This window comes from Aquirufa sp., from assembly GCF_964796385.1.
In genome coordinates this window covers 12,525-30,410 of record NZ_CBAUBA010000031.1, presented here as the reverse complement: position 1 = coordinate 30,410, position 17,886 = coordinate 12,525, and the positions used below count along the sequence as shown (strand labels likewise).

The window sequence follows — 17,886 nt, the reverse complement described above, 5'->3', positions numbered from 1 at the left end:
CTATACTAAGTCAGAATACATGTTTGAAGCAAACTCATGTGGTATTTTATCTGCCATACATGAGCAGTCGGCCGACATCAACCAAGGTGTTGATCGGGCAAATCCAGAAGAGCAAGGTGCAGGTGATCAAGGAATGATGTTTGGTTTTGCAACAAAAGAGACAGACAACTACATGCCTTTAGCCTTGGATTTGGCTCATAAAATCCTTCAAGAATTATCCTACATCCGTAATAATGAGCCCAACTTAATCGGCTATTTACGTCCAGATGCTAAATCACAGGTAACAATCGAATACAGTGACGATCATACGCCACAACGCATTGATACCATTGTTGTATCAACTCAACATGACGATTTTGCAACGGAAGCTGATATGTTAGCAAAAATCAAAAAAGACATCGTAGAAATTGTTATTCCACGTGTAAAATCGAAATTAAAGCCTGCATTAGAAGCTTTGTTTAACGATGCGATTACCTACCATATCAACCCAACGGGTAAATTTGTGATTGGTGGTCCACATGGTGACACCGGTCTAACAGGCCGTAAGATCATCGTGGATACCTACGGTGGAAAAGGAGCGCACGGAGGTGGTGCATTTTCAGGTAAAGATCCATCCAAAGTAGATCGTTCAGCAGCTTATGCAACGCGCCACATTGCCAAAAACTTAGTTGCGGCAGGTTTATGCGACCAAGTATTGGTTCAAGTATCCTATGCGATTGGTGTGGCAAAACCATGTGGTTTGTTCATCGACACCTACGGAACAGCTAAAGTAAACTTAACAGATGGAGAGATAGCACGGAAAGTAGAAGCAATTTTTGATATGCGCCCCTATTTTATCGAGCAACGTTTAAAATTACGCAACCCAATCTATTCTGAGACAGCAGCTTATGGTCACATGGGTCGTAAAAACGAGATTGTTACCAAAACTTTTCATGGTCCAGGCGGCCAAAAAGTAACTAAAGAAGTAGAATTATTCACTTGGGAAAAATTAGATTACGTAGATGCAGTTAAGTCGGCATTTGGAATTTAAAATTCACCAACTTACAAAAGAAGGTGCTCCTCATGGGCACCTTTTTTTATGGTTTATATTTGGCATTATTTGAACAAATTTTAGCCTAAGAGAGTTAAACACATCATGAGCATGACAGGTAAAAAAGGTTTTTATTTTAAGGAATTCGAAGAAAAAAGCATTTCTCCGTTTGACAAGCTTTTTGGTATTTTCAAAGAATTAATCACACATACGTCTGGCGATTTTGACGAAGCGATTGAATGGTTGCGCGAATTAGACAAAGAATATGAGTTGACCGATGAAAACTACACCATCGAAAATTTCATTGAGGACCTAAAAGCTAAAGGCTACATTCGGGAAGAAATCGACGAAAATGGTGGTACGGGAATCGGAATCACGGCCAAAACTGAACGTGCGATTCGTCAAACAGCATTAGAAAATATATTCGGGAACTTGAATAAAAGTGGTGCAGGGGATCACAAGACAAAAGCCTCTGGTCAAGGGGATGAACTCACAGGTGAATTTCGCTCCTATCATTTTGGGGATAGCTTAGAGAAAATATCCCTAACCGAAAGTTTGAAAAATGCACAAATCAATCATGGAATAGGGGAATTTGAACTAGTAGAGGAAGATTTAGTGGTCGAGGATACGCAATACAAATCCCAAATGAGTACAGTCTTAATGATCGATATAAGTCATTCCATGATATTATACGGTGAAGATCGAATTACACCTGCCAAAAAAGTGGCGATGGCTTTAGCTGAATTAATCACGACGCGCTACCCGAAAGATACCATAGACATACTCGTTTTTGGAAACGATGCCTGGAGTATTTCGATTAAAGATATTCCTTATTTGAAAGTAGGTCCCTACCATACCAATACCGTTGCTGGATTGCAATTGGCCATGGATATACTTCGAAGAAAACGCAATACCAATAAGCAGATTTTCATGATTACAGATGGAAAACCAAGCTGTGTGAAAGAAAAAGATGGTACCTATTACATGAATAGTAATGGATTGGATCCTTATGTAACCGAAAAGTGCTACACGCAAGCAGCTCAAGCACGGAAATTACATATACCGATTACCACCTTTATGATTGCCCGAGATTCATATCTCCAACAGTTTGTTGATAAGTTTACGGAAGCCAATCAAGGAAAAGCTTTTTACACGGGTTTACGTGGATTAGGCGAAATGATATTTCAAGATTATGAAACGAATAGAAAGAAAAGACTCAAATAAAATGATTAAGAATTTAGGAGAACTAAAAGCCTCAGGCTACCAAAGTAAATCCATCAAGGATGAATTACGCGATAATCTTATTCAACACATGCAAGCCGGAACGACCGTTTTCGAAGGTGTTCATGGATTCGAAAATTCAGTCATTCCTGAATTAGAACGTGCTATTTTATCGCGTCACAATATCAATTTACTAGGACTTCGTGGACAAGCAAAAACACGTCTTGCACGCCTGATGGTAAATCTTTTAGATGAGTATATCCCCTATGTGGCTGGCTCTGAAATCAATGATGACCCATTGAATCCCATTTCCCGCTTTGCGATTAATCTAATAGAAGAAAAAGGAGATCAAACACCCATTGCTTGGTTGCATCGTGCCGACCGATTTGCCGAAAAATTAGCGACACCGGATGTGACCGTTGCTGATTTAATTGGTGACGTGGATCCCATTAAAGCTGCCAATTTAAAACTATCCTATGCAGATGATCGTGTGATTCATTTTGGAATGATTCCAAGAGCAAATCGCTGCATCTTTGTGATCAACGAAATTCCTGATTTACAAGCGCGTATTCAGGTAGCACTATTTAACATTTTACAAGAAGGCGATATACAAATCAGGGGATTTAAATTACGTTTACCCTTGGATGTTCAATTTATCTTTACGGCTAATCCAGAAGACTATACGAACCGAGGTAGTATTGTAACGCCGTTAAAAGATCGAATTGGATCTCAAATATTGACACACTATCCAGAAAGTATCGCGATTGCGCGCAAGATATCTTCACAAGAAGCACGCATAAATTCGGCTCAAGTAGATCGCGTTCATATTCCCAATCTTGCTTATGATTTACTAGAACAAATCATCTTTGAGGCTCGGCAAAGTGAATACATCGACCACAAGAGTGGCGTGAGTGCGCGTATGAGTATTTCGATGCTAGAAAGTTTAGTTAGTACGGCAGAAAGGCGATCATTTCTCAACAAAGAAACGCATACAAGCGTACGATTAGCCGATTTTATGGGTGTAATTCCAGCTATAACAGGTAAAGTAGAACTCGTCTACGAAGGCGAGCAAGAAGGAGCGGCATTTGTAGCGGAACAATTGATTGGGCAAGCAATCAAAACATTCCTTCCGGGAATGTTTCCTAAAATTGAAAAGTTAAGTAAGAAAATTGAAGATAGCCCTTACAGTGCACTACTTGAAACAATCTTTTCAGATGGGGGCTTGGTCTTGTATGATGAATCATCGGATACGGATTACCAAACAACCTTAGACGAGTTAAAACCGTTGAAAGCTTTAGTATCCAAATACCAACCTGACACTCCTGCGGCAGATCGCTATTTTGTGGAAGAATTTGTCTTGTGGGCCTTGGCGGAACACCATAAACTCGGAAAAGAACGCCTTCAAGATGGCTTCCAATTTAAAGATTTACTAGGTATCCTATAATAAATAAGCGCCCTAATTGGGGCGCTTTTTCGTTTATTCTAAAGAAAGACTGAGCTTATCCGTTTTGACTTGATTGACTTTTGATTTGAATCGTTTAATTTGTTCAGCTAAGGCGTTCAATGCTAAATCCAAAGCCTCTTCAAACGAGCGAGCTGTTTCTTTAACAAACAGAATCGCTCCTGGAACAACAATTTTAATTTCTAATAACTTCTCTCGCATTTTACCTTCGCCTCTGGCCAATTTCAAAAATACCTCGCCGCCGGTTATTCGATCATAAAAAGTATCTAATTTATTCAACTTAGCTTGAATGCTATCCAACAATTTACGATCAGCACTGAAGTGAATAGCGTGTACTTGCACTTTCATAATCATTAAATTTAAAGGGTGAATAGAAGCTTTGGGAATCCTAGCAAAGCCACAGAAAAACAGAACGTTTTAGATTCATTGAAAAGGTATATTATTTTCGAAAGCTTGTCAAGCAATTAACAAAAATTTATTTCCATGCGACACGAATCAACTGGATAGGAATACCTAATTCAGCAAAGGTATCGTGCCAAAAATGCTGAATAGCCGATAAATGGTCGTTGGGAGACTTCACTTCCACAAAGCAAAATTCGTTCTCTCTTTGAATAAATAAATCCGGAAAACCTTTGGCATGCGTGGATAAACGTAACCACATGCATGTCAGAACTTGCTGTAACGCGGGTGTTTCTACATGCATTAAAACCTTTTCAATTAACTCCCAATTTAAAAATCCCCACTCTACCAATGGATTAATGACGCCGTAATGTCGTGAGGCAATAGTTTGCATGTGAACTAAAACGCTCGAGCGATCATGGAGCAAATCGAGTAATTGAGTAAACCGAGCAGGATTTACCTGTGTGAAATCGGTGGTTGGCGCATATTGAAACGGATGATGAAATCCGGAACTATGATCCGTAAAAATCAACTCCCACGTAAGTAAACCCAATATATTTTTCCAAACTCCATTTTCGCAAAAAGTAGCATAATAACCTTGAGCAACATAATAATCGATAACACCTTGTTCAACGCGGCCATTATAGGAACCGTCAATTATGATTTTATCCGCCTTTTTTAATCGGGATGTGACTTGCTTTACCTGTTTTTTTGATGCGTGCCTAGCTAAATAATCTTGAAAAAAGTGCAGCTCCGTTGGATTTTCAACATGCGCTTGACCGAATTCCGCCCAACGTAGTGCCTCGTCCATGCGTTTTAACTTAGTCAAAATACGTATTCGGCGCTCTAACGCTTGCGCAGAACCAGCCAATTCAAAAACCTCTAAAGCGTCCACCAAATGGTTTTGACGTTCAAGAAATCGACCTACCTGAAACAACAAACGTTCATAAGATGCAACGGCTAAGTCAGATAATTCGTTGGCCATTGGTATGATGGTATCAAACAAGGATTCCTTTAGTTGGCCAGGATCCACACGATCCTGTTCCGCATAAAACCAGTCCCGCCAAATACTAATTTTCCATTTATCATCAATCTCCTTTCGTGTAGTGAAATAAGGCTGAAAATCCTCCTCCGCAATCTCCATGTATTGTCGGTGCCCCAAATCCCTTACAACAAATTCCTTCAAATCCCGATTCTTACTGCCAAAAAACAGAAACGAACAAAAATGATATAGGTCAAGCTTCAAGGGTCTAATCCATAAATTTGCATCAAACATATTCGGTAATGGAGCGTCAACCAAAATGTCAACAAGTGCTTGCTTAGCTAATGACTTAAGTGATTTGCTATCTACCGAAATAGATTCAAGAATTTGAACACATTGTGGTTTAGTGAGTACGTGTAACAACTCGGGGGTCAAGGTGGAATCAGAATAAATCCCTACAAAACCTTGGTTAATTAGCTCGTCCAAAGCCACCTCGATTGACTCAATTTCGCTGTAAACCAACGATGAGCGGTTAAACCAAGTTACACTCCGGCCACTTAATCGAAGGTACATGCATTGGGCTGCGAATGAAAGTGATTGAAAGGATTCAACAAATTCGGATTCAAGCGGATTAAGCAAATATTTGTAATGCTTATCTACATATCGCAAAACATATTGAAAGTAATCCCAGTAATAAGTTGGAGAAAAATTGGGGGCACTTGTGTTCTCCATGAATTGGGCGAATAAATTATGCCTAAAAATAGGACTATTTTGGTATAATTTTCAAGAATTTCAACAGAAAATTAGATTTTTTCAACAATTTAACAAATGATGCTATCTTTGCAAGCCTGATATATTTCGGGTTAATCAAACTATTCTAACGAAACAAAATTTATGCTAACGGTTTCAAATTTCAATTTTGCTGACAAAAAAGCATTAGTTCGTGTTGACTTCAATGTACCTCTAAACGAGCGTTTTGAAATTACGGATGATACACGTATCAAAGCAACAATCCCAACGATCAAAAAGATTTTATCGGATGGAGGTTCTGCCATTTTAATGTCACATTTAGGACGTCCAAAAGACGGGCCAACTGAAAAATATTCCTTAAAGCATTTAGTAACACCGCTTTCTCTGGTGTTTGGAGTAAAAGTAAAGTTTGCCACCGATTGCATTGGCGATGATGCCATTGCGTTAGCAGCTGAATTACAACCCGGTGAAATTTTGTTATTAGAAAACTTGCGTTTTTACAAAGAGGAGGAAAAGGGAGATGAAGCATTTGCCCAAAAATTAGCTCAGTTAGGAAATGTCTGGGTAAATGATGCATTTGGTACTGCACACCGAGCACATGCTTCAACGGCTGTCATGGGTAAATTCGTTACGGATAAAGTAGCAGGATATGTGATGCAAGCCGAGCTTGAAAATGCGAAGAAAATTCTTGACTATTCAGAACGCCCCTTTACAGCTATCATGGGAGGGTCAAAAATTTCAGATAAAATCTTAATTATTGAACGATTACTTGATAAGGTAGACAACTTGATTATTGGTGGTGGAATGACCTACACATTCTCATTGGCAGAAGGTGGTAAAATTGGTAAATCAATTTCAGAGCCAGATAAAGTTGCACTCGCGAAAGAACTAATTCTGAAAGCGAAAGAAAAAGGAGTTAATCTAATTATGCCGGTTGATAATGTATGTGCAGATGATTTTAATAACAATGCCAACCGCCAAATAGTTAGTCGGGGCGAAATTCCAGATGGCTGGGAAGGTTTAGACATCGGTCCAGAATCGGTAAAATTATTCCAAAATGTAATTGCTAAATCGAAAACTATTTTGTGGAATGGCCCAATGGGTGTGTTTGAATTCCCGAACTTTGCAATAGGCACGAATGCGATTGCAGATGTAGTTGTAAAAGCAACAGAAGAAAATGGCGCATTCTCGCTCATTGGTGGTGGGGATTCAGCATCGGCAGTTAATAATGCTGGCTATGGAGATCGCGTATCATACGTGTCTACAGGAGGTGGTGCATTGTTGGAATACATGGAAGGAAAAACCCTTCCAGGTGTTGCTGCATTGGAGGCTTAATTATCCTAGATATTTATTTTAAAAGGCGAGGATTTGTTTCCTTGCCTTTTTGTATTTTAGTCTTTTGTTCAATATTTGCTCATGATTTATCCCAACGAACCCATACAATTAAAGTCGACCTATATTAGTTTAGACAGTCGGCAAATATATGAGCCAACTGATACGGCATTTTTTGCTGTTCGAGGACTACACCATGATGGGCATCAATTCATTGAATCACTTTATCAAAAAGGGGTTCGAGAATTCGTTGTTGAAAAAATGGCTTGGCACGGTCCACTAGCAGAAAAAGCAAAATCATGGAGCAATACATCTATTTGGGTCGTAAATAATAGCATCGAAACCTTACAACACATTGCGCATTTACACCGAATAGGCTTTGGGTTAACCGTCGTAGCAATTACTGGATCCAATGGAAAGACAACGTGTAAGGAATGGTTATTTACACTCACAAAATCAAAATTTCAAGTAGTCCGAAGTCCTAAGAGTTTCAATTCACAAATAGGGGTTCCACTTTCCGTTTGGGGAATACGAAACCAACATACATTAGGTATTTTCGAAGCAGGTATTTCTAAGTTAGGCGAAATGAATCGCTTGGAACCCATAATTCGGCCTGAATTTGGTATTTTAACACATTTTGGGGAAGCACATAGTAAGAATTTTGAAAAAGAATTAGATAAATTAATTGAAAAACTTCAACTATTCCGACACGCAAAAAAACTAATTTATCGAGCAACATCGAATACTGATCCAGTGGTAAAAGAGGCGATGCGCGAAATTAATCCGACATGCCAATTGATAAGTTGGAGCACAACTGACCCAACACAATCTATATATGTTTACTGGAAGATTACGGGGAAAACAAGCCAATTAAAATTTCAGAAACGCAATCAATCAGAAACTTTCCTATCGGTACAATGTGCGTTACATGATGAAGCGTCATTAGAAAACTTAAGCCATTGCCTGATTCAAGCACACTTTTTGGGCATGACAAATGAAGAAATTAATGCCGCGGTAATTGGCATTAAACCAGTGTCCATGCGCCTAGAAATCAAAGAGGGTGTTCGCAATAACCAGCTTATAGATGATTCATATAACAATGATCTAGATGGATTAAAATTAGCATTGCCCTTATTTAAGCGCTACGAAGAAAAAAACAAAGTATTAATCATTAGTGATTTTATAGAAACTGGAATAGACGAGGCCAGCTTATACAAACAAATAGCTCAGTTACTTAAACAACAAAAAATTGAAAAAGTATTTGGCATAGGAACTCAAATCGAGCGAAATAAACACTATTTCAATGATATAAAAACCTATACCACAGCGGAGTCGTTGGTCGAATCAGGGGATCTTACAAACCTACATGATTCAATAATACTACTGAAAGGAGCACGAAAATTTGCATTTGAAAAAATAGTAAATGCTTTAGAGACCAAAACACATTGTACTCAACTAGAAATTAATTTAGACACATTACACCATAACTTAAATTACTATCGAAACCTTGTAGGAAAAGAGACTAAAATAATGGGCATGGTAAAAGCACAAGCTTACGGAGCCGGTGCTGTAGACATAGCTAAAATCCTACAATCACAAGGAATTGAATACTTAACAGTCGCGTATACAGATGAAGGTATTCAATTAAGAAACAATGGGATTTATACACCAATTATGGTAATGAATCCCCAAGTGGAGGAATTTGATAAAATGGCTTCATATGCGTTAGAACCTGAGATATATAATTTTAGCTTATTAAGAGCGATAGACGAATACAGTAACCACCATACCAAAAATATCAAAATCCATCTAAAATTGGATACGGGGATGAAGCGTTTAGGATTTGAAATAAATGAAATTGAGAAATTAAAGGATGAGTTAAATCAAATGCCCCAACTATGGGTTGTGAGTATCTTAAGCCATTTAGCAGCCTCTGAAAACCCTAAGCACAAAGAATTTACTTTACATCAAATTAAACAATTTGAAGATGCCTCTCAGGCAATAAGTGATTGCTTAGGTTACAAACCATTATGGCATATAGCTAATTCAGCTGCCATACAAAATTACCCAGAATCAAGGTTCGATATGGTGAGATTGGGCATCAGTATGTATGGAATTTCTGGTAATTCGGTCGAAAAAAAATCACTAGAAAACGTACTAACACTTAAAACCTATGTTTCACAGGTAAAAAACGTAGCAAAAGGTGAAACTGTAGGCTATGGCCGGATAGGACAATTTCAAGAAGACGGCAAGATTGCTACCCTAGCTATTGGATATGCAGATGGCTATAATCGATCACTTGGTTTAGGAGCAGGACTGTTTGAAATAAGGGGTCAATTATGCCCAACAGTAGGAAGTATTTGCATGGACATGTGCATGGTAGATGTTAGCCATTTGCCAGAAATAAATGAGGGAGACGAGGCAATCGTTTTTGGCGGAAAAATACAAATAGGAACCTTAGCAAAAGCGGCTCAAACTATTCCATATGAAATGATGACTGGAATATCATCTAGAGTAAAACGCATTTACATTCGAGAATAAAACATACAAATCTTACACCAAATTACAGACTGCATGAAAAAATTCTTGCGGTCTTTTTTTTGCTTGTTAGTTCAATGATTCTATATCAACAGATTAAATATTAATATGTAGAAAGTTAGTTAACCACATTAAAATAGTTGAATGTAAAAAATTAAATTAATTAGCTATAACGCTAATAAATTTTAGCTAATTCGATAATTAATTAGCTATTAACCTAATTATATATTAGCTAATATGCTAATTAATATTACCTATCTTTAAATACCATTCATTTATGTTGAATTGGCTGCATTTTGATTTATAATTTGAATATATTAAATTAGCTAAGTAAGTAATAATATTATGACTATCGAAGCGATATCCAAAGCTATTGGAGATGAATCCCGACGTAAAATCATTGAAATGCTCAAAGATGGCGAGATGCCTGCAAGTAGCATTTTTGATCAATTCGACTATGCCGCGCCCACAATATCGCGTCATCTGTCAGTATTAAAAGAAGCAGGAATTGTTAACACGCGAAGAAATGGAGTGTTTATTTATTATACACTAAACGCGGAAATACTAGGGCAGTTGGCCAACTGGCTCAGTCCCCTACTCCCACCAACAATTCAAACTCCCAAAGTAGCACCTAAAAAACGGGCAATACGAGTACCTAAACTAAAAGTAGAAAATCCATTTGATAAATTTCAAAGCGAATTTTAAAATAAGAATAATATCATTTTTATGAAACGATTTGTTATCATTATTCGAGGCCCTGTTGAGGGAATTTCAGGAGAAAATAGCTTGGCATCTTCCGAAGAATTAGAACAAATTCGTTCATGGCTAAAGTCGGTGAAAGAAAAATATCAAGACATGTTATACCAGAAATTTTCGGGTCAAAGTCTATATCTTTCAGCCAGTGGAAAAATAGAACAAAAGATAGTTCAGCTTATTGATGGAGGAGAGATCTCCCAAGTCATTACCTTAATTATGTCTTCCTGGGAAGAGGCTACTGCTTTAGCAGAAAGTTTTCCCTTCCCAAATACCTATTATTCAGTAGAATTGCGCGAAATGGCATAAAAATGCCCCATACGAATCATATGAGGTATTTTAATGATAAAGCCGCGAGAATCGCGTATTTTTTATCTACTTATACATTGATATCGCCTACCATATTCTCAGGACGCACCCAAGCATCAAATTCTTCAGCAGTTACATAACCGAGGGCTATTGCTGTTTCTTTCAATGTAGAGCCGTTTTTATGTGCAGTCTGAGCAATTTCAGCCGCTTTATAATAGCCTATTTTGGTGTTTAAAGCGGTAACCAACATCAATGAGTTGTTTACGTGCTTTGCAATATTAGCATGCAAGGGCTCGATACCTACAGCACATTTATCATTAAATGCCTTGCAAACATCGCCAATAAGACGAGCCGAATGTAAGAAATTGTAAATCATCAGAGGCTTAAACACATTTAGCTCAAAATGGCCAGATGCACCACCAATATTAATGGCAACGTCATTTCCTAATACCTGCGCTGCCACCATAGTCATTGCCTCACATTGGGTTGGGTTTACTTTACCCGGCATAATAGATGAACCTGGCTCATTATCCGGAATATAAATCTCTCCTATTCCCGAACGAGGCCCCGAAGACAACATGCGAACATCATTTCCAATCTTCATTAAGCTAACTGCAACCGTTTTTAAAGCTCCGTGTACCTCTACAATTGCATCATGTGCTGCCAACGCCTCAAACTTGTTTTCTGCAGTTCTAAAAGGTAATCCTGTTAATGCAGCAATGTGCTTCGCCACATTTTCCGAATAGCCTTTGGGTGTATTGATTCCTGTGCCAACTGCCGTTCCTCCAAGGGCTAGTTCGGCCAAATGATCTAAGCAGTTATTAATTGCCTTCAAACCATGATTCAACTGAGACACATAACCGGAAAACTCTTGTCCCAATGTCAAAGGCGTTGCATCCATGAAATGGGTACGGCCAATTTTAACCACATCCTTAAATGACTTTGCCTTCGCATCTAAAGTGTCCCGTAATGTCGTAATACCAGGAATGGTCACCTCCATCAAAGCCTGATATGCCGCAATGTGCATGGCCGTTGGAAACGTATCATTCGATGATTGAGACTTGTTTACATCATCATTCGGATGTACAAACTTCTGCTCATCCATTAAGTTCCCACCTTGAATCACATGTGCACGGTAAGCAATCACTTCATTACAATTCATATTTGATTGCGTACCTGAACCCGTCTGCCAAACAACTAATGGAAATTGATCCGCCCACTGCCCAGCCAAAATTTCATCACAAACTTGTGAAATGAGACTTTTTTTTGCCTCATCTAAAATACCTGCCTCAAAATTCGTAATCGCAGCAGCCTTTTTCAGATAAGCGAATGCTCTTATAATCTCCTTAGGCATCTTATTGATATCTTGGGCAATCGGAAAGTTCTCAATGGAACGTTGCGTCTGCGCACCCCAATACACATGAGCAGGCACATTTACTTTACCCATGGTATCTTTTTCAATTCTATATTCCATAATGGCTATTTGTGTTATTTTTGTAAGCAATTCACAAAAATACCACCAAAACCAACATGGTGAACTAGATTTTAAATAAAAAAATTATGATTACGATATACGGAATACCAGCCTGCAATACGATGAAAAAAGCATTCGATTTTCTAGCGAAAAAAGATATCCAATACACATTTCATAATTATAAAAAAGAAGGTATTTCGGCTGTCACACTTCAAAATTTTATTGACAAATTAGGCATCGAAAAAGTTCTCAATAAACAAGGAAGTACATACCGCCAACTGAGCGATCAAGAAAAAGATGCCCTTGAAGAAAAAACTACCGTATTTTCCTTCTTGCTAGAAAAAAATTCTGCCATCAAACGCCCCATCATAACAGATGGAAATAGAATCATTGCAGGATTTAATCCAGAAGATTTAGATAAATGGCTAAATAACTAATTAACCCTTATAAAAAAGCCATTTTGACAATTCTTTCCACGTAGCTTTTTTCCCGTACATTAAAATTCCTACCCGATATATTCGGGCTGAAATCCAACTACAAACAAAAAATCCGATAAGTAAAAAGACCATCGAGGCGACTAATTCCCAAATAGGTACCCCATATGGCAATCGAACCATCATATTAATGGGGGAGGTAAACGGAATCATGGATGACCAAAATGCAATCGTACTATCAGGATCCTGGATAGTATACTGAGCAAGCAAGAAAGATAAAATGATCGGAATCATCACAATAAATGTGAATTGCTGCGCCTCAGTTGCGCTCTCAACAGCCGAACCAATAGCCGCAAATAAAGAACTATACAACAAATATCCCACAAAAAAATAAAACAAAAAAGCAAACATCACTAACGGAATATTTGTACTCTCCAATACTTTCGTTACTTCTCCCATAGGCGAATCTTGCATGGCTATTGCCATGTCTGCATTCGCTTTAATTTGTGCATCTTGACTTAGGCCAACCATAGAAGATGCCTTCGAAGCATATACTTTACTGGTTACTTGAGTCAGCCCAATCGTCAAAATAATCCATAACACAAACTGCGTCAAACCAACTAATCCTACACCTATAATCTTCCCTAACATCAATTGATACGGCTTTACAGATGAAATAATAACCTCGATGATTCGACTACTTTTCTCCTCAATAACCCCATTCATAACCTGAGACCCATACAAAAGGAGCGTTACATACAGAATTAACCCCATCACACCAGCCAATATCATGGCTCCGGCTGAACTTGAATTTGTTTCATCCCCAGAATCAGAAATCGTAATTGTATCACTTTCAATATCAACCTGCGTATCTTCGTACACGTTTTTAGAGATACCCGCTTGATACATCAACTCCTGTCTAACCTTATTTTGAATCAATCGTTCAACCGATTCTTTTAAAGAAAGTCCGATGTTCTTTGATGAATAAATATGCACCCCTTTGGGGTTTGACAAAACATTGGCTGGAATACTCACAAACGCGTCATATCCATCCTTGGAAAACTCCTTCTTGAATTGCATTTCCGACTTGGAAATAAAGGTGAAAATTAATTCCTTGTCTTGTAAATCAACAGGTTTCCACAAATGACTTAAATCCAATATGGCCACTTTTTTATGTTCCTTATCTTTCATCGCCAGCCAAATCGGAATCGCATAAATAGCTGTTAACAGCACAGGTGCCAATAAAGAAGAAATCCAAAATGATTTCTTCAAAACACGCGTTACGTATTCACGCTGAATAACTAAAAATATCTTATTCATATTAATTTGTCTCGCTTACAACTTGTATAAATATTTCATTAAAGGATGGAATCAGTTCCTTAAATTCCAATAAACGAACTTGCTGAATTAATAAGGCAATCGCCTCATTCGTACCAATCCCCTCCGATAATCGCAAAACAGCATGGGAAGGTTGTTGGCTTATTACCTCAATTCCAGGCATTTGCATTAAATTACCCTCAAATCGAATCATAAATTGATTCTTTTTAAACCTTGCTTGTACCTCTGCTTTATTGCCAGATAAAACAACGCGCGCGTGATTAATCAAGGCAATCTCATCGCACAACTCCTCTACGGATTCCATACGGTGCGTCGAAAACAAAATAGTTGTTCCGCGCTCTTTAATAGCCAAAATTTCATCTTTCAACATATTGGCATTAATGGGATCAAAACCTGAAAATGGCTCGTCCAAGATAAGCAACTTAGGTTCGTGAACCACCGTAGCAATAAATTGCGTTTTTTGTTGCATACCCTTAGACAAATCATCTACGGGCTTATTCCACCAATCTTTTATATCCAATCGAATGAACCAATCCTTTAACTTAGCTAAGGCCTCATCCTTTCGCATACCTTTTAATTGAGCCAAATACAACAATTGTTCACCCACCTTCATCTTCTTATATAAGCCTCGCTCTTCAGGCAAATAGCCTATTTGATCCGCATGCTCCAATCTCAAGCGTTCCCCATCGAAATAAATCTCTCCAGCATCCGGACCCGTAATTTGTGTAATAATTCGAATTAATGATGTTTTTCCAGCTCCATTGGGGCCCAACAAGCCAAAAATACATCCCTTGGGGATTTCAAGGCTAATATTTTGCAAAGCTACATGCTCGGCATAACGCTTCTCTAAATTCCGAATTGATAGTAACATAATTGCTAAAATAAAGTAATGTTCGAATGTAAAAAAAAAGCGTTCACCCCCAATTCAAAAAGGGATAAACGCTGAAATAATAGGATGAATGTTTCCCCCTATTTCTTGATTACTTTTGCCTTAGGCTTCGCTGGAGTTTTAACTGCAGGTTTTGCTGAAGGTTTTTCTGGCGCAGCTCCAGCTTCCTTAGCCATTAATTGAGCCACCTTTTTGATTTCAGCAGCCTTCTTCGCCAACTTATCCTTTTTCTTAGCTTCCTTTTCAGCAGCTTTTTTCTTTACACGATCTGCTTTCGCTTTCACCTTAGCCGCCTCTTTTTCTTGCTCTTGAACCAACTTCACATATTTCTTAGCGATATCTCCTGAGGCCTTTTCTACTGTAGCTAAAACTTTCTTCGCATTCTTTTCAGACAAACCCTTTAATTTCGGTAAAATGATAGTTGCTAACTGGTTTGATAATGTTTTTTTATGACCGTTCATTACGTAATTGTTAAATTTTTGATAAATCTAGGTAAACTAATGAAAATTAAAAATTTATCCATGTTAAGTTTTAGAAGTATTTGAAAAATTTAATATTGGAATAACTAAAAAACTGATTTAGAGATAAAGTCCCAAGCTACAATACCCATCGTAACCGAAACATTTAAGGAATGCTTTGTGCCAAATTGGGGGATTTCTAAATGACCAGATGCACCTTCGATCCAAACATCATTTACCCCAAAAACTTCATTCCCAAATACAAATGCATAATTCTTACCAACCATCGGCACAAAATCCTGCAATAAAATCGATTGAGACACTTGCTCAATACAAAATACCTCATAACCACTTGAAAATAAATGTTCAAGGCATAACTTAGGTGTTTCAAAATAACTCCAATCTACAGATTCATCAGCTCCCAAAGCTGTCTTAGAAATCTCACGATGCGGTGGCTTTGCGGTAATTCCACATAAATAGACATGCGCACATCGAAATGAATCAGCCGTGCGAAAAGCAGACCCAATATTATTCATACTGCGTATGTCATCTAATACAAATACAAAAGGAAACTTGTCTACCTGTTTAAAGGAAGTAAGATCGAGCCGATTTAGCTCATCCATTGACAATTTTTGAGGCATAAAGAATTAAACAATCCAACTAAACGGGTAGGCTAATTCGGGCACCTTAACACGCTCAGCCAAACGCTCTAAGCGTGCTGGTAAACTAATTACATAATCCCGTGCCTTTTCTGCTTGATCATTCAAGCCTCGAATCCCCTCTAATTCCCAATCTTGAATCAAACCACGCATTATCGTGGTATAATCCATTGTAGTATAAACACCAATGCGCTGAGCAGCATCTGAAAAATGATCAAATAATGAACTCTTTGCCCCATTCATCTCACGTAAGAAATGAGCAGGCATGACTATTTTCTTTCTCATCATATCGGCAAATGCCAACATCATTTCCGAGGGATCTAATTTGAAAATTTCAGAAACAAATGCCTTGTATGCCTTTGCATGACGCAATTCGTCAGCTGCAATTTGTGCACACATACGGGACAAATTCGAATTTCCATGCTGCTTTGCTAAAGAAGCCGTTCTCCGGTGTGAAATATTCGTCGCCCATTCCTGAAACGAGGTGTAAACAAAATTACGATAGGGATCAGCAGAAGTTCCAATATCAAAACCATCTGCAATTAAATGCTGAGTAGAAATTGCTACAGCCCGCATGTCAACCTTACCAGACAAGTACAAATAAGTCCCCAACAATTTACCATGCCGATTTTCTTCTGCTGTCCAATTACGAATCCACTTAACCCAGCCATTTTCTTGATCCAATTGATCTACCGTTTCCATACCAAGCAACCATGATTCATAAGTTGGCAATGCCTCCTCCGTAATCGTGTCACCTATCAATACAGCCCAATAGTCATAAGGCAATTCATTCGCTGCTTCTTGCAACAATTTCACTTCTTGGAAAAAATTATCCTTGGTAGAATCCGGAAGCATATCTGAAGGCTGCCAATTAGAATCAATAGGATTTAAAAAATCCTTCATGTAGCCATCCATATTTTTGGCTAGCTCAGACATTACTTCAAGACGTGTGTGAAATTGAGACATAGAAATATTTATTTTGAAAAATAAAAAAACAATATAGGTAGAAAAATTAGTAGTTGGGCTGAAATTTCACAAAATCAAAGCCTTTAGCACCAATCTGCAAAACATAAGCATGCTTAAAATCCTGACTAAACCAGTCTCCTAAATTATAATAATGAATATCAGATGCTAACTGAATACAAACAGGATGATGTCGGTGCCCACAGACATACGCTTCTATTCCCTTATTGGCCAATCTATCAGTCAGCATTCGATCCTTAATAGCTAAAACGATATAGTCAGTATCAGAATTAAACATCACTTCGCTTGAACTAATTGATGATTTTTTTCGAGTTCCTGACCAAAAATGAGCCAACCTAACACCAATGTCAGGATGTAAAAAACCAAATAAAAATTGTGCAATAGGATTAGTAAATACTTGCTTGAGCAACTTATAACCATAATCACCAGGACCAATACCATCTCCATGTCCAATGCAAACACGCGAGGAATGATTCGTAAACTGAAATTCAAAATCAGTTAAGGTTTGGTAAATTTGTGCATTAAATTCTGTGACGAAATAATCTTTCATCCAAAGATCATGATTCCCAACAAACACATGAATGCGTACTCCTGAGTCAGCTAATGAAGCTAATTTCCCTAAAAAGCGAATGAATCCCTTGGGAATAACTTCTTTATATTCAAACCAAAAATCAAATAGATCACCTACTAAAAATAAATCAGAAACATCATTTGCAATTTGATCCATCCATGAGACCAATTGAGCTTCACGTGCACGAGATTCACGTGCATTAGGAAAACCCAAATGCATATCTGAGATACAATAAACTTTCTTTCCGTCAGGAATTTGTATAACAATCATATGTAAATAAATAGGGGTGAGAATCCCCACCCC

17 protein-coding genes are annotated in these 17,886 nt (G+C 38.0%); 8 read left to right on the top strand and 9 right to left on the bottom strand.

The window, feature by feature from the left end; translation table 11 throughout:
• The 3 genes from metK to AC1W6K_RS09535 form a co-directional block, all read left to right on the top strand.
• Positions 1-1,030 (top strand): methionine adenosyltransferase (gene metK, locus AC1W6K_RS09545; RefSeq protein WP_481947311.1); only part of this gene is annotated, 1,030 nt, incomplete at its 5' end.
• A 111-nt stretch (positions 1,031-1,141) separates the two neighbouring features.
• Positions 1,142-2,254: a vWA domain-containing protein gene (locus AC1W6K_RS09540; RefSeq protein ID WP_481947310.1), complete on the top strand. Its 1,113-nt coding sequence runs from the start codon at positions 1,142-1,144 to the stop codon at positions 2,252-2,254.
• 1 nt (position 2,255) lies between these two features.
• Positions 2,256-3,695: an AAA family ATPase gene (locus AC1W6K_RS09535; protein ID WP_481947309.1), complete on the top strand. Its 1,440-nt coding sequence runs from the start codon at positions 2,256-2,258 to the stop codon at positions 3,693-3,695.
• Positions 3,696-3,728: 33 nt separating this feature from the next.
• Here the strand turns inward: AC1W6K_RS09535 and AC1W6K_RS09530 are convergent, their stop codons facing one another.
• Together AC1W6K_RS09530 and AC1W6K_RS09525 are read right to left on the bottom strand one after the other, a co-directional pair.
• Positions 3,729-4,061, bottom strand: coding sequence for an HPF/RaiA family ribosome-associated protein (locus AC1W6K_RS09530; RefSeq protein WP_481947308.1), 333 nt, complete (start codon positions 4,059-4,061; stop codon positions 3,729-3,731).
• A gap of 127 nt (positions 4,062-4,188) precedes the next feature.
• The gene (locus AC1W6K_RS09525; RefSeq protein WP_481947307.1) at positions 4,189-5,826 is read right to left on the bottom strand and encodes a VRR-NUC domain-containing protein; all 1,638 of its coding nucleotides are present in this window, start codon (positions 5,824-5,826) and stop codon (positions 4,189-4,191) included.
• 162 nt (positions 5,827-5,988) lie between these two features.
• Between AC1W6K_RS09525 and AC1W6K_RS09520 the strand changes: the two genes are divergently transcribed.
• The 4 genes from AC1W6K_RS09520 (at position 5,989) to AC1W6K_RS09505 (ending at position 10,776) form a co-directional block, all read left to right on the top strand.
• The gene (locus tag AC1W6K_RS09520) at positions 5,989-7,179 is read left to right on the top strand and encodes a phosphoglycerate kinase (RefSeq protein WP_481947306.1); all 1,191 of its coding nucleotides are present in this window, start codon (positions 5,989-5,991) and stop codon (positions 7,177-7,179) included.
• An 81-nt stretch (positions 7,180-7,260) separates the two neighbouring features.
• Positions 7,261-9,717: a bifunctional UDP-N-acetylmuramoyl-tripeptide:D-alanyl-D-alanine ligase/alanine racemase gene (locus AC1W6K_RS09515; RefSeq protein WP_481947305.1), complete on the top strand. Its 2,457-nt coding sequence runs from the start codon at positions 7,261-7,263 to the stop codon at positions 9,715-9,717.
• Between the two features lie 342 nt (positions 9,718-10,059).
• On the top strand, positions 10,060-10,419 hold the full coding sequence (locus tag AC1W6K_RS09510) for a metalloregulator ArsR/SmtB family transcription factor (RefSeq protein ID WP_481947304.1): 360 nt from the start codon (positions 10,060-10,062) through the stop codon (positions 10,417-10,419).
• 21 nt (positions 10,420-10,440) lie between these two features.
• A complete protein-coding gene (locus tag AC1W6K_RS09505) occupies positions 10,441-10,776 on the top strand; it encodes a hypothetical protein (RefSeq protein WP_481947303.1) in 336 nt (111 codons plus the stop codon).
• Positions 10,777-10,846: 70 nt separating this feature from the next.
• Here AC1W6K_RS09505 and fumC read toward each other — a convergent pair whose 3' ends face one another.
• Positions 10,847-12,250 carry a class II fumarate hydratase gene (gene fumC / locus AC1W6K_RS09500; protein ID WP_481947302.1) on the bottom strand — a complete coding sequence of 468 codons (1,404 nt, stop codon included), beginning with the start codon at positions 12,248-12,250 and terminating at the stop codon, positions 10,847-10,849.
• Positions 12,251-12,336: 86 nt separating this feature from the next.
• On the opposite strand from fumC, the gene AC1W6K_RS09495 reads away from it, so the two are divergent.
• A complete protein-coding gene (locus AC1W6K_RS09495) occupies positions 12,337-12,687 on the top strand; it encodes a Spx/MgsR family RNA polymerase-binding regulatory protein (RefSeq protein ID WP_481947301.1) in 351 nt (116 codons plus the stop codon).
• Here the strand turns inward: AC1W6K_RS09495 and AC1W6K_RS09490 are convergent, their stop codons facing one another.
• The 6 genes from AC1W6K_RS09490 to AC1W6K_RS09465 form a co-directional block, all read right to left on the bottom strand.
• The gene (locus tag AC1W6K_RS09490; RefSeq protein ID WP_481947300.1) at positions 12,688-14,004 is read right to left on the bottom strand and encodes an ABC transporter permease; all 1,317 of its coding nucleotides are present in this window, start codon (positions 14,002-14,004) and stop codon (positions 12,688-12,690) included. It abuts the gene before it with no gap.
• Position 14,005: 1 nt separating this feature from the next.
• Positions 14,006-14,893, bottom strand: a complete 888-nt coding sequence (locus AC1W6K_RS09485) for an ABC transporter ATP-binding protein (protein ID WP_481720703.1) — start codon at positions 14,891-14,893, stop codon at positions 14,006-14,008.
• Between the two features lie 98 nt (positions 14,894-14,991).
• Positions 14,992-15,372: a hypothetical protein gene (locus AC1W6K_RS09480; RefSeq protein ID WP_481947299.1), complete on the bottom strand. Its 381-nt coding sequence runs from the start codon at positions 15,370-15,372 to the stop codon at positions 14,992-14,994.
• 104 nt (positions 15,373-15,476) lie between these two features.
• A complete protein-coding gene (locus AC1W6K_RS09475) occupies positions 15,477-16,010 on the bottom strand; it encodes a TrmH family RNA methyltransferase (protein WP_481947298.1) in 534 nt (177 codons plus the stop codon).
• 6 nt (positions 16,011-16,016) lie between these two features.
• On the bottom strand, positions 16,017-16,994 hold the full coding sequence (locus AC1W6K_RS09470; RefSeq protein WP_481947297.1) for an acyl-ACP desaturase: 978 nt from the start codon (positions 16,992-16,994) through the stop codon (positions 16,017-16,019).
• 46 nt (positions 16,995-17,040) lie between these two features.
• The gene (locus AC1W6K_RS09465) at positions 17,041-17,853 is read right to left on the bottom strand and encodes a UDP-2,3-diacylglucosamine diphosphatase (protein WP_481947296.1); all 813 of its coding nucleotides are present in this window, start codon (positions 17,851-17,853) and stop codon (positions 17,041-17,043) included.
• Between the last annotated feature and the right edge of the window lie 33 nt (positions 17,854-17,886).

What these genes read in the sequence shown, in the direction of transcription:
- AC1W6K_RS09480 (WP_481947299.1), bottom strand. Translation starts at nt 15,372, where the DNA reads ATGAACGGTCATAAAAAAACATTATCAAACCAGTTAGCAACTATCATT.
- AC1W6K_RS09540 (WP_481947310.1), top strand. Translation starts at nt 1,142, where the DNA reads ATGACAGGTAAAAAAGGTTTTTATTTTAAGGAATTCGAAGAAAAAAGC.
- AC1W6K_RS09515 (WP_481947305.1), top strand. Translation starts at nt 7,261, where the DNA reads ATGATTTATCCCAACGAACCCATACAATTAAAGTCGACCTATATTAGT.
- AC1W6K_RS09520 (WP_481947306.1), top strand. Translation starts at nt 5,989, where the DNA reads ATGCTAACGGTTTCAAATTTCAATTTTGCTGACAAAAAAGCATTAGTT.
- AC1W6K_RS09530 (WP_481947308.1), bottom strand. Translation starts at nt 4,061, where the DNA reads ATGAAAGTGCAAGTACACGCTATTCACTTCAGTGCTGATCGTAAATTG.
- AC1W6K_RS09535 (WP_481947309.1), top strand. Translation starts at nt 2,256, where the DNA reads ATGATTAAGAATTTAGGAGAACTAAAAGCCTCAGGCTACCAAAGTAAA.
- AC1W6K_RS09505 (WP_481947303.1), top strand. Translation starts at nt 10,441, where the DNA reads ATGAAACGATTTGTTATCATTATTCGAGGCCCTGTTGAGGGAATTTCA.
- AC1W6K_RS09470 (WP_481947297.1), bottom strand. Translation starts at nt 16,994, where the DNA reads ATGTCTCAATTTCACACACGTCTTGAAGTAATGTCTGAGCTAGCCAAA.
- AC1W6K_RS09490 (WP_481947300.1), bottom strand. Translation starts at nt 14,004, where the DNA reads ATGAATAAGATATTTTTAGTTATTCAGCGTGAATACGTAACGCGTGTT.
- AC1W6K_RS09485 (WP_481720703.1), bottom strand. Translation starts at nt 14,893, where the DNA reads ATGTTACTATCAATTCGGAATTTAGAGAAGCGTTATGCCGAGCATGTA.
- AC1W6K_RS09495 (WP_481947301.1), top strand. Translation starts at nt 12,337, where the DNA reads ATGATTACGATATACGGAATACCAGCCTGCAATACGATGAAAAAAGCA.
- AC1W6K_RS09465 (WP_481947296.1), bottom strand. Translation starts at nt 17,853, where the DNA reads ATGATTGTTATACAAATTCCTGACGGAAAGAAAGTTTATTGTATCTCA.
- AC1W6K_RS09510 (WP_481947304.1), top strand. Translation starts at nt 10,060, where the DNA reads ATGACTATCGAAGCGATATCCAAAGCTATTGGAGATGAATCCCGACGT.
- fumC (WP_481947302.1), bottom strand. Translation starts at nt 12,250, where the DNA reads ATGGAATATAGAATTGAAAAAGATACCATGGGTAAAGTAAATGTGCCT.
- AC1W6K_RS09475 (WP_481947298.1), bottom strand. Translation starts at nt 16,010, where the DNA reads ATGCCTCAAAAATTGTCAATGGATGAGCTAAATCGGCTCGATCTTACT.
- AC1W6K_RS09525 (WP_481947307.1), bottom strand. Translation starts at nt 5,826, where the DNA reads ATGGAGAACACAAGTGCCCCCAATTTTTCTCCAACTTATTACTGGGAT.